At 54.7% G+C, this 11,881-nt stretch carries 9 protein-coding genes and 1 other annotated feature; of the genes, 2 read left to right on the forward strand and 7 right to left on the reverse strand.

Translation table 11 applies throughout. The features are described from left to right. Positions 1 to 105: 105 nt before the first annotated feature. Together OCV63_RS12220 and OCV63_RS12225 are read left to right on the forward strand one after the other, a co-directional pair. On the forward strand, positions 106 to 891 hold the full coding sequence (locus tag OCV63_RS12220; protein ID WP_158364262.1) for an O-fucosyltransferase family protein: 786 nt from the start codon (positions 106 to 108) through the stop codon (positions 889 to 891). Between the two features lie 39 nt (positions 892 to 930). Next, positions 931 to 3,504, forward strand: coding sequence for a YfhO family protein (locus tag OCV63_RS12225; protein ID WP_158364264.1), 2,574 nt, complete (start codon positions 931 to 933; stop codon positions 3,502 to 3,504). Positions 3,505 to 3,712: 208 nt separating this feature from the next. Here OCV63_RS12225 and OCV63_RS12230 read toward each other — a convergent pair whose 3' ends face one another. From OCV63_RS12230 to OCV63_RS12260, 7 genes are all read right to left on the reverse strand, one after another. Beyond that, positions 3,713 to 4,522: an ABC transporter ATP-binding protein gene (locus tag OCV63_RS12230; RefSeq protein WP_158364266.1), complete on the reverse strand. Its 810-nt coding sequence runs from the start codon at positions 4,520 to 4,522 to the stop codon at positions 3,713 to 3,715. After that, the gene (locus OCV63_RS12235; protein WP_158364267.1) at positions 4,522 to 5,445 is read right to left on the reverse strand and encodes an ABC transporter permease; all 924 of its coding nucleotides are present in this window, start codon (positions 5,443 to 5,445) and stop codon (positions 4,522 to 4,524) included. The genes OCV63_RS12230 and OCV63_RS12235 overlap by 1 nt, the downstream gene beginning before the upstream one ends. Positions 5,446 to 5,539: 94 nt before the next feature. Next, positions 5,540 to 6,604 carry an ABC transporter substrate-binding protein gene (locus OCV63_RS12240; protein WP_158364269.1) on the reverse strand — a complete coding sequence of 355 codons (1,065 nt, stop codon included), beginning with the start codon at positions 6,602 to 6,604 and terminating at the stop codon, positions 5,540 to 5,542. 265 nt (positions 6,605 to 6,869) lie between these two features. Beyond that, positions 6,870 to 7,128, reverse strand: a binding site (T-box leader). A 166-nt stretch (positions 7,129 to 7,294) separates the two neighbouring features. Continuing rightward, positions 7,295 to 8,365: a glycosyltransferase gene (locus tag OCV63_RS12245; protein WP_262670847.1), complete on the reverse strand. Its 1,071-nt coding sequence runs from the start codon at positions 8,363 to 8,365 to the stop codon at positions 7,295 to 7,297. Beyond that, positions 8,352 to 9,326 (reverse strand): glycosyltransferase family 2 protein, encoded by a 975-nt coding sequence (locus OCV63_RS12250; protein WP_262670848.1) that lies wholly within the window; start codon positions 9,324 to 9,326, stop codon positions 8,352 to 8,354. Before OCV63_RS12250 ends, OCV63_RS12245 begins: the two co-directional genes overlap by 14 nt. After that, positions 9,319 to 10,329, reverse strand: coding sequence for a glycosyltransferase family 2 protein (locus tag OCV63_RS12255; RefSeq protein WP_158364273.1), 1,011 nt, complete (start codon positions 10,327 to 10,329; stop codon positions 9,319 to 9,321). Before OCV63_RS12255 ends, OCV63_RS12250 begins: the two co-directional genes overlap by 8 nt. A gap of 23 nt (positions 10,330 to 10,352) precedes the next feature. Then, positions 10,353 to 11,879 (reverse strand): lipopolysaccharide biosynthesis protein, encoded by a 1,527-nt coding sequence (locus tag OCV63_RS12260; protein ID WP_158364275.1) that lies wholly within the window; start codon positions 11,877 to 11,879, stop codon positions 10,353 to 10,355. Positions 11,880 to 11,881: the final 2 nt, after the last annotated feature.

An 11,881-nucleotide genomic window follows, 5' to 3' on the forward strand; every position in this document is an offset into this window, starting at 1 on the left:
ATGCTATAATATGCGCGTTACTTTTATACTATATCAATAAGAATGAAAGGCAACCGTGGCTGCTTTACGTCTCATGACCTGTCCGCAGCTACGGCAGGGTATACTATGTTAATCATACAACCTTCCGGCGGTTTATGCAATAGGATGCGCGTGATTAATTCCGCAAGAGAGCTTTCCAGGCGCAGAAAGGAAAAACTTGTCATCCTCTGGTATCTGAATCCGGAGCTGAACGCTGCTTTCGAGGATCTGTTTCAGCCCATCCACGAGCCGGATATCATCCTTATCAATATCCGCTCCCTGAAAGACCCCAGAAAGCTCTACTACCAGCTTTCCGCAGGCCAGCGCTTCGGAAATGACGATATTCTGAACAACAAGACCGACGGCACACTGAACGACAATTTCTACCGGGCATTGAAAAAACGGGTCTACATCTTCACCTGGGAGCATTTTTATCCGTCGAAGGATTACTCCCTTTTTGTGCCCACTGACGCGCTTCAGAAGCGTGTGGACGCATTTACAAAGGACTTTGCGCCCCGCTGCGTGGGCGTCCATATCCGCCGCACTGACAACGCCGTTTCCATGGGCAAGAGCACCACAGAGCAATTCATCGCCGAGATGGAACAGGAGCTTCTGGCCCACCCGGAGACCCGCTTCTTCCTGGCCACCGACGACCAGCGCGAGGAAGATCTGCTCCGCAGCCGCTTCCCGGGAAAAATTATCAGCAATCAATCCCGTACCATCGACCGCAATTCCGTGGCCGGTATGCATGACGCCCTGCTGGATCTCTACTGCCTGGCTGCCAGCGACAAGATCATCGGCAGCTACTGGAGCTCCTTTACAGACACAGCAGCCGATATGCGGGGCATCGAGAAGGTCATTGCCGGGGAATAGACGGCGAAACTGTATCACGCTGACATCGAAGGAGATTTTATGACTCGAAAATGGATTTACCCGGTGCTTCTGACCGGACTTTTTGCGCTGCTCATCCATCTGTCCCTTCCGGCGGGCTGCGTCTACGGCTCCACCACGGACTGGCTGAGCCAGCACACAGCCCTGGCTGAGACCATCCGCACAGCCATGCGGGAGCAGCATACGCTCTTGCCTGCCTACCTGCCTCTGGGCGGCGGCAGCAATGGATTTCAGTTTTCTTATTATGGGTATCTGCGCCCGGACATCCTCATTGGCTGTCTTCTGCCCGCAGTCCCCATGTACAAAATCGTCATTGCCTATGCGCTGGGCGGCTGCCTCTTAAGCGTGCTGCTCTTCTATCTGCTGCTCCGACGGCACCGGCTGTCCGGCTTTGACTCCTTTATGGGAAGCGTCCTCTTTCTGACCGCTTCCTGTTTTTTCCATACTCATCGGCAGCTCATGTTCGTAAATTATATGCCGTTTCTGCTGCTGGCCCTTTTATCTGTGAAAAAGAGCCCCCGACGGATGCCGGCCCTGCTGCCGCTGTGGATGCTGCTGATCTGCCTCCACAGCTTCTACTATGCCCCGGCCTGCTTCGTGGTCATCGGCTGGTACTGGGCCTGGCTGTCCGGTCGATATTTCTTCAAGCCCTGGTTTGTCTCCTGCGCCCTGGGCGGCTTTCTGGCTTTTGCACTTCTTTTGCCCACCGGCCTGTCCCTTCTGGAGCACCGGCGCGCCTCGGCTTCGGGGGATGCGGGATTAACCACTTTTTTTGAAGATTTCCAGTCCCTGCTTTACAGCTCCTACGGGCTGGGCGTGACCCTTATCGTCCTGTATCTGGTGGTGCTGGGCGTGGCCATCCGGAAGTATCGGGCCGTCAGCCTGATCTTTTTGCTGCTGTTCCTCTGGGGCGGGATCTCCTACCTCCTGAACGCCACCCTTTACGCCCGGGCGAAGATTCTGATGCCGTTTCTGCCGCTGCTTCTGCTCCACTGCGCGCTGATTCTGTCGGATCTGAAAAACGGTCGCGTGAGCTTCCGGCTCTGGCCGTTCCCATTGCTATTTGCGGTCATTTTCCGCTACCTGCATAAGAGCTACTGGACGCTGGTACAGGCGGACTTTCTCTTTCTGCTGGCTGTGGTGCTGCTGGCCATGGCAGTCAGTGAGGATCGGGCCGAAGCTTCCGAAGGCGCTGCCCCTGTGGCAGGTTCGGGACTTCGCTATCTGTTGTCCCGCTTCGCGTTTCTCTGTCTCCTGATTATGCCCTGTCTCTTCTTCCTTCGCTCGGCTTCGAAGGAAAAATTTGTCACCCAGGCTGATATGGATGCCGCCATTGAAAAACCTGCCCTGACCCTGTATACGGACTCCCTGTACCGCTATGATTCTCTGGTTCATCCGTTAGTCAACGGTAACCGGGACGCGTCATCCGTCCGCAGTAAGAGCTCCATGTACTCGTCGGTCTACAGTAATGAATACTCCCGAGTGTACTATGACTACCTGAAAACCCCGGTGCAGATTAATAACCGGCTGGCCATCCTGACCGCCAACAACCCGTTTCTGCTGAATTTTATGGGCATCCGTTATCTGGAGACCAGCCCATCCCAGGTACCTGCAGGCTACCGGGTGCTCTGGGAAAATGATACGATGGCTGTCTCGGAAAATGAATCCGTGCTGCCGATGGCCTATCTGACCAGCGATACCATGACCGACACCCTGTTCAACCGAATCAAAGGCTGGGAGCAGGCCGAGGCCCTGACCCGCACCACCGTGATTCCGGACGAAGCAGCTGACAGCTCCACCATTTCCGGTAAATCTTCTTCTGAAAAAGAAGAAGGCTGGCGCACAAAAATCCGGTACTACCAGCCTCTCTGGTCTTCCAAAGAAATCCCGGCCACGGTGCAGCTTGCCGCCTCCGGGGACGCCAAAAACCGCTCCTACGATCTCAAGGTCACCCGTGACAGCACCGTGATCCTGAACTTCCAAACCCCCGTTCAGGAACAACTCCTGCTGCTCCGCTTCGACGTGGCCAACCACACCGGCAAGGCTGTGACTATCACCATCAACGGCGTGAAAAACAAACTGTCCGCACCCGGCGCAGCCTATCCCAACGGAAACGGGACCTTCCAGTATCAGTTTCTCTCCGCCTCCGTGGACGGCGTGGCAGACTCTGGGCAGGGCATCACAAAATTGAAAATTAAGCTGCCCAAAGGGCATTATACATTGAAAAATATCCGGTTCGGTCTCTTAGACGCTTCGGTGTTCCAGGAGAAGGCCTGGACGGCTGTGGAAGCGCTGGACTGCGATACTACGAAAAATGAGATCCTGGCCTGCAAGGCTTCCGCCGATACGGACTGCTGGTTCGTCACTTCCATTCCCATGCAGAAGGGCATGAAGCTCTATGTGGATGGGGTGGCTACGGAATTGTATACGGTCAATACCGCATTCGCAGGCGCAAAGCTTCCGGCCGGGGAGCATGAGATCCGTCTGTGCCTGACGCCGCCGGGGATGAAGGCCGGAATCGCGATAAGCGGGCTGGCCGGGCTTGTATGGCTGGCGATTCTGGCGGGGCGGGGATATCGGAAAATCCGAAGGTAAGAAAGAATCCTGCTTCGCAGGATTCTCCGCCTGCGGCGGGTCGCTTTAGCGACATGATTCCTTTCCGCCGCAGTGCGATAATATTTTTATGTAATAGGGGATTCCATAGGAATTTCCTATTACATAACAAAAAGAGTATGTAACGCATTCTTACTTTCCTGAAATGGTTACATACTCTTTCTATTTTCCATATTCTCTTTCTTCGCTTTTACTGTGCCGCGTCGGAAAGCAGGATCCGGTCATTGTCCAGCTCATGTCCTGCGCCTGCCTTGAAGCGGGTCAGCAGATCTTCCACGGTCATATGCTTTCGCTCTTCTCCGCCCACGTCCAGGACGATATTGCCGTCGGCCATCATCAGGGTCCGATTGCCCAGCTCCAGGGCCTGGCGCATGTTGTGGGTGATCATCATGCAGGTGATCTGTTCCTGCTCCACGATATCTTTCGTCAGCTGCAGCACCTTCTCCGCTGTCGCCGGATCCAGGGCTGCCGTGTGCTCATCGAGCAGCAGAAGCTTCGGCGTCACTAAGGTTGACATCAGTAAGGTCAGCGCCTGACGCTGTCCGCCGGAGAGCAGGCCGACCGGCTGCTTCATCCGGTCTTCCAGTCCCATATTTAGCAGGGACAGGCGCTCCCGGAATACTTCTTTATCCTTCTTCGAGATGCGGGAAAAGGCGGAAGTTCCCCTGGATGCACGTAAGTAGGCCAGCGCCAGATTTTCCTCGATGGTCATGCCCGGGGCCGTTCCCTTCAAGGGATCCTGGAACAGGCGGCCGATGAAGCGACTGCGCTTATACTCCGGCAGGAAGGTGATGTCTTCGCCGTCCACCATCACCGCGCCCTCGTCCACATAGAAGCCGCCTGCAATGGCATTGAACAGGGTGGATTTTCCGGCTCCGTTGGAGCCGATGATGGTCACAAAATCCCCGTGATCCAGATGCAGAGAGAGACCGGACAGGGCGCTCTTCGCATTGACCGTCCCCGGGTTAAAGGTTTTCGATATGTTCTGAATGTCCAGCATTAGAAACGGCCCCCTTTCACGGTATGTGCCTTTTTCCGGGCGTTTTTCCGCTTCTGGAAGGCCGCCCAGTTCTTCATGGTCGGGAACGCGATGGCCAGGGCCACGATAATCGCAGTCACCAGCTTCAGCCCCTGTACCGGCATAATTTTTGTATACAATACAATCGCGTAGATAAAACGATAGATAATCGAACCAATCACAGCCGCCAACGCGCCTTTTACCACGCTTTTGCGGCCCAGCACGGTCTCACCGATGATCAGACAGGCCAGACCGATGACCACGATTCCGGTGCCGCCGTTGATGTCGGCAGTATTCTGATACTGGCCCACCATGGCGCCGGAGAGAGCCGTCAGCGCATTGGCCACGCACAGGCCTACGGTGATGGTAAAGGTCGGATTTACCGAAGAAGCACGCACCATATCGATATTATCGCCGGTGGCGCGGATGGAGAGACCAAGTCGGGTACTCAGGAACAGCACCAGCAGCACGCCTGCCAGAATCACAACGGTTCCGGCCAGCAGCACCTCATACCACTGTCCGCCGATGCCGGTTTGCTGGAACAGGGTGAAAATGGTGGCAGTCTTCAGGAGGCTCACATTGGCGCTCCATTTCATAACCATCAGGTTAATCGTATATAGTCCCATATTGGTAACGATTCCGGCCAGGATGGACGGTACGCCCAGGCGGGTCTGCTGGAATGCGGTCACGAAACCTGCGCAGACGCCTGCCGCCATAGCCGCGGGGATGGCCAGGAACGGATGTCCGGCTGCCGCCATGGTGACGGATACCGCCGTGCCCAGTACGAAGCAGCCGTCGGTGGTCATATCGGCAATGTCCAATACACGGAAGCTTAAGAACAGGGCCATGGGGATCAACGCGTACAGGAAGCCCAATTCCAGGGCCGTTTGTAAAATATGTAACACAGGAACACCTCCATACATAAAGATGGGCAGGACAGCCGCATTTTAGAGATTGCCGCTGTCCTGCTTTCTTGTCTCTTCTTATTTAAAATCTTTTTTATTCCTCAGTGGTCTGAACCTCTACGACAGTTCCCATATCATTGAATACGGAGTAATCGATGCCAAGAGTCGCTGCTGTCTCCGTGTTGACGGTGATGATGCCGCCCTCTGTTACGTAGTAGTCCTCCAGGCCGTCCATGCCCTCTGTCATAGCGGTGTATGCCAGGTCAGCCGTCTGAGCGCCAAGGTCTGTGTAGTTCACGCCGCAGGTGGCGAACGCGCCGTTTCTTACGAAGGAATCTGCTCCGGTGTAGTGCGGGATGCCAGCCTTTGCAAGATCCTCATAGATAGCCAGCTCTGCCGCCATGATGACATTGTCGGTCGGTGTGAAGATAGCGTCTACCTTGTCAGCTACCAGAGAGGAGGCCGCTGCGATTACCTCGTCGTTGGTATTGGCCGGCTGCTCGGTGTAATTGATGCCTTTTTCCTCCAGGTATGCCTTTGCGTCCGCAATCGGCTTTGTGGAGTTGGCCTCAGACAGGGAGTACAGAAGGCCTACCTTCTGGATGTCCGGGTTCTGGGCAAACATCATTTCCATAATCTTATTGGTATCCAGAGCGTCGCTGGTTCCTGTTACGTAGTCGATGCCGGTCAGCTCTGCTGCCTCCGGGTCAGAAATTGCCGCGAAGATCACCGGCGTCTGGGTATCCTGAGCGCATACAGTCATGACCTGTGCTGCCAGAGTCGCAATCGGGATGATGGCGTCTACACCGTCCGCGATAGCCTGGTCGCCAATCTGCTTCAGGGTCGTCTGGTCGTTCTGTCCGGAATAAATCTCGTAATGGATGGTTACATTGTTATCCTTCGCAATCTGGTCCAGCTCTGCCGCTACCGCGTTGGCGATTTCATCCAGGGAAGCGTGATCGAGCTGCTTTACAATGGCTACGTTGTACTCTGCAGTGTCGCCGGACGCCGCGTCTGTGTCAGCGTCGGTCTCTGCCGCGGTGCTGGAAGCTCCGGTGTCTGCGGAGGTATCGGCCTTGGATCCACATCCTACCATGGAAAATGTCAGTGCTGCCGCACAACCAAAAGCTACCAGTTTCTTGAGAGTCATGTTTTTCATAATTTTGTTCTCCATTCTTTTTTAATTTAGATGGCAGATGTAACAGTCCGCCTTGCCGGAGCTGACTGTCTGGAGGAAAGTATCATTCGTCCTACCCCCGCCAGGTAAAGCCTGAGAACACTCCGTGTTCCCAGGCTCGCGGCTGTTCGCCGCATGTTCAGATATGAATTCAAACTGGCTGATGTGCAAGCACCTCATCCAGTTTGAATTCATATCTGAACGCCTGGCTCATTAGGTATACGAAAAAAACGCCTTTGCCCCATATATATGGGACAAAAGCGTCATATACTTCTGCGATACCACCCAAATTGACATTTCCTGCGAAATGTCCGCTCGCTACACGTACCATCATACGTGCCCCGATGGATAACGGGTGGGGTCCCGTCAGCTTCTACTTGACCGTCTGCTCGTTCAAAGCCGCCCTCCGAAGTCCATTCACCGACTGCCTCACGCTCCGTTTCCACCCTCCGGAACTCTCTGTAGATCCGCATCTGTCCGCTACTACTCTTCTTCACAGGTTTCTCTGTTTGATGTTGTTTGTATTATATGCACGTTTTTCCGGTTTGTCAATAGTTTTCTAAAAATTTGTTTTATTCGTTTAGCTTATTAAAGTCTTACGCTACCAGAAGAGAGAACTATCCCCGCCAACCTCAGTGAGCGGAGATAGTTTTCTCTTCGTCCGTCTGTATTCTACTGTCTTTTATACTCTCTCCCGAGATAATAATTCACCTTAAAGAACACCAGCACCAGCCAGTAACACAGGTTATAATGTCCCGTCCGCATCAGCCACAGATACAGCCGGATGGACACCGACAGCTTATCCATCGTATGCTCCTCGATGGCCTCCCGAACTTCCGGATCCTCGCAGATTCGTCGCACATTCGCCACCACCGTCCGCCGCCCGGACTTATAATTCCGATAGATCTCATTCTTCACGGCCAGCACCGCCAGTCCCAGAAAATCATTCCGGATCTGCGCCGTAAAATCATAGACGCCCTTGGCGTCGCTGATGGCCTGCAGCCGCGCTCTCAGAAGCTTCACCTTCTCGATATAGCCACTGTCATACTGTCCCGTAATCGACTTGTTATTAATCCAATAGTGATAGGGATAAAAATTCTGTACCACGCACAGCTTCTGCGTATCCAGAAGCACCGGGAACGTAATCTGCATATCCTCCCCCACCGCCACCCGGTCGTCGCAGAACTGCACATTCGCCCGCAGAAGCTCTGTCCGGAAAATCTTCGTCACCCGGGCCGACTGCAGCGTCCGGCCGAAGAAATAGCCGTCATTGATGAGCGTCGGAAACATCGCTTCCAGAGCCTTCCGGTCATAGACCTCCTTCTTGAAATTGGAAATTTCATCCCGACCCGGGATCTTCGGATCCTCAAAATCAAAGGTCAGTCCGCAGACCGTCACGTCCGCGTCCTCCCGCTGGGCCAGTGTCAGCATCCGCTCATACATATCCGGATCAATCCAGTCGTCGCTGTCCACAAAGCCCGTATATTCCCCGGTCGCCAGCGCAAGTCCCGCTTTCCAGGCGGTCGTCAGGCCGCCGTTTGGCTTGTGAAGCACCCGGATATTCGTGTGCTTCTTCGCATAAGCATCGCACATGGCCCCGGATCCGTCCGTGGAGCCGTCGTCCACCAGAATAATCTCCAGATCGGCTACAGTCTGATTTAAAATACTGTCCACACAGCGCTTCAGATATTGCTCCACATTGTAGACCGGAACAATCACACTCAATCTTTTACTGTTTTTCACTTTCACTCATCACCTGATTCAATAATTTCCAATAAAGTCCCGGACAGAGCAGAAACAGCCGATAACCAATCCGCGTCCGCAGCGGAAAATTTCCGTAGCGTCTGACCCGTTTCAGCCCCTGCCGCACCAGATCCCGGATCCAGCGCTGTTCCTCCGGCGTCGCCGCCCGCTGATCCTGCATTTCAAAATAAATATGGATGCTGCCGTCCGCCAGATCCCGAAGCCCCGGCTCCATCAGATCCACATAGCCCTTCTGTTCAAAGAAATCCATCCGCTCCGAGACCGCCCGGATCCAGTCCAGCCGTCTGGGGCTGAAGCTTCTGGTAATACTGTCCACGTTGATAAAATACCCGTACCGCGTGGAGTCCACCACAGCAGCCTTCTTCACTCGATCATAGATCCGGTAGGTCGTGGCCTCATCCTCATGAATCCGGCCCGCCGGATAGCGGATTCCCTGAAACAGCTCCCTCCGGTACAGCTTGTTCCAGGCCACCACAAAACGGGAACCGTCCGGCCCGTACATCCTGTGCAGCATTTCCCGGCCCGTACAGGTCTCCACCGCCCCGGTTCCCAGCTCCAGGACAGCTTCCCCGCGCACGTAGATCCACCGGCACACACTCAGCTCACTCCCCGTATCCACACAGGCCCGATACAGACATTCCAGAAAATCCGGCGCCAGATAATCGTCTGAATCCACGAAAGCCAGCCACTGACCCCTGGCCGCGTCAATTCCGGCGTTGCGCGCTCCGGACAGCCCGGCATTTTCCTGATGAATCACCCGAATCCGGGCGTCCTGCCCCGCATACGCGTCGCACATGGCCGGGCAGCCGTCCGGCGAACCATCGTCCACCAGAATAATTTCCAGATTCCCGTATGTCTGCGCCAGCACCGAATCCACACAGCGGCACAGGTATTCCTCTACCTTATAAACAGGAATAATTACTGATATTAAATCATTCATGTTCCGCTTCCTTCTCTTCCTCCACAGAAGCCCGTTTCGCCCGCACCAGCATGGCGCGCAGCTCACAGAGCTCATAGGTCAGCCGTTTCCAGCCCCGACGCATACAGAAATGAATCATCTGATAATCCAGGGCCTTAAGCGCCGCGTTCGCTCCCGCGCTGTGGAGTTCCGCGTCCCGGCAATACCGATCTATCACTTCCAGTTTTTCCTTTTTTGTCCGCTCTTCATCAAAGGGCAGGCCCTCCACGTCGTCCAGCACATCCTGAATCAGGCGCGCGTTGATGACGCCGCTCTCATCCTCATGGCCCGCCAGCTCCCGGTAAAAATCGCTGGTCTCCCGCCAGATGCACTTGGCCAGGGCCAGCCGATTCTCCCGTTTCTGGGAGGACAGGCTCTCCCCGGTCTCGTCCTGCATATAATGGCAGAGCGGAGCCTTGACCAGCGCGATGCCGTCCGTCTTCCGCAGATAATCCAGGTTAAACAGCAGATCCTCGCCCAGACTTAAGGACTCGTCAAACCGGCCCGCCAGTTCCCGCTTGTAAAGCTTGTTCCAGGGCATATTTAAAAACCCCTGGCCGTAGAGCGCCAGAAAATTTTCCTCGCCGTTCTGCCCCGGCACCTCCGGAATCCGAATCACGTCTCTTCCCTGATAGTGATGGTGGAAGCCGCAGATGGCGATGTCGCCCTCCCCGATTCCGTCCAGCAGCTTCTCCACCATATCCGGCTCCACATAATCATCGCTGTCCGTGAAAATCAGGTACTCTCCCTTCGCTTCCCGAATCCCTGCGTTCCGGGCGGAGGACACGCCTCCGTTCTCCTTGTGAATCACCCGGATCCGCGCGTCATGCCCGGCCAGCTCCCTGCAGAGCTCCCCGGATCCGTCCGGCGAACCGTCATCCACCAGAAGAATTTCCAGATCCGCTGCGGTCTGATTTTGCAGGCTCTCCACACAGCGCGTCAGCGTGTCTCTGCTCTTGTATACCGGTACAATTATACTTACCATTGCAATCCCCTCTCACAACTCGGTTATTTTCTTACCAGTTTACTACGAATCAGGTTCAGGACCATCTGCCGCTCGGAAGCGCGCAGAACCACAAAGAAATTCACCACCAGCGCCAGGATACCGGACGCGATCCCCACCGCGAACAGCTTCACCCAGCCGTCGATGGTAAAAAACAGCTCAAAGGGCAGCACCACCAGACAAATCAGCCCGATGGACACCAGTCCCATAAAAATATCTCCGTAAAAGGTATACCATTTCACCTGCAGACAGCGCGCCGCGTACAGGGGCGTAAAAATCAGATTCCGCAGGATACCGTATACCATGCTCACGCCCACGATGGCGTACATTCCCAGCTCCGTGGTCTCCAACAGCACGAACACTGTGGCTACCGTCAGGGCGCCGCTTCCCACGATCACCAGGGAATTCAGCTTCACCCGCTTGGTAATCAGAAATACATGGTACAGCACCTGGATACTGGCGCTCACAAACAGAGTACCCACATTCAGCATAGCCAGAATATAGAGCTCTCTGGCATTCTGGGTTCTGCCCACCCACAGCTCAAAAAAGTTTCTGCCGAACACAGTCAGAAAGGCGATGGGAATGCTGATGATAAAAATCATAATGCGGTCTGCACTGGAAATAATTTCCAAAAGCTGCTTTTTGTCCTCTTTTGCATAGGCAATCGTCATCTGCGGATTGAAAACGCCCGCGATGGTTCCCATCAGGTTCGAAATCACCTCCGGAATCTGGGTGGAGATGGAAATCGTCGTCATGGCCGCGGAGCTCACCATAATATTGGCAATGGACGTATTCAGGCCGTCCAGCAGCAGCTGGCCCAGACGCGTCACCGAATTCCAGGCTCCCAGGGAGACCAGCTCCCAGATCTTGCTCCAGCGGAAATCCCGGAGCCGAAGCTTCATTTCCGGCAGAAGCTTTCTCGTAAAGGTCAGGTTCGCGATGGCCTGAATCACGGTGGAGCAGACCGACGCGCAGCCCACGTAAAACAGATAGGGCTTAAAGCACAGATAGCAGACCGACAGCACCGCCAGACGCGTCAGCTCGCCCAGAATCGTGGAAATAGAGCTCAATTCCAGCCGATCCTTACTGTAGGAAGCCACACTGAATACGCTGGTCACAATGCTGATCAGGAAATTCAGAAAGATAAAGAAAAACAGCATCTGAATATCCGTCACGCTGGCTGTCTCCGGTATCTGGAAAATTCTTCCTATATACAGTACCACGAAGAGGGCCGGGAGCATGAAAACCACCGCCATCAGCACATTGGCAAAGAAGACCGATGAGAAATACTCCTCCGCCTCCTGCTGCTCGTTCCGGTGAATCCGGATGGTAATGAAGCGGCTGGCCATGGTATTCAGGGCTGACACCACGATCTGCGCCGCCGACACAAACTTATTGGCGATGTCCGTAAACCCGTAGGCATTGGGGATCATCGCCTCGATGACCGGCACCAGCACGAAGCCCAGGAGCATATTGACTCCGAAGGCCAGCAGCTGGGCCGTCATATTGATCGCTACTCGTTTTTTATTCATAC

The sequence above is a fragment of the Laedolimicola ammoniilytica genome (assembly GCF_025567165.1).
GTDB classification, from domain to species: Bacteria; Bacillota; Clostridia; order Lachnospirales; family Lachnospiraceae; genus Laedolimicola; species Laedolimicola ammoniilytica.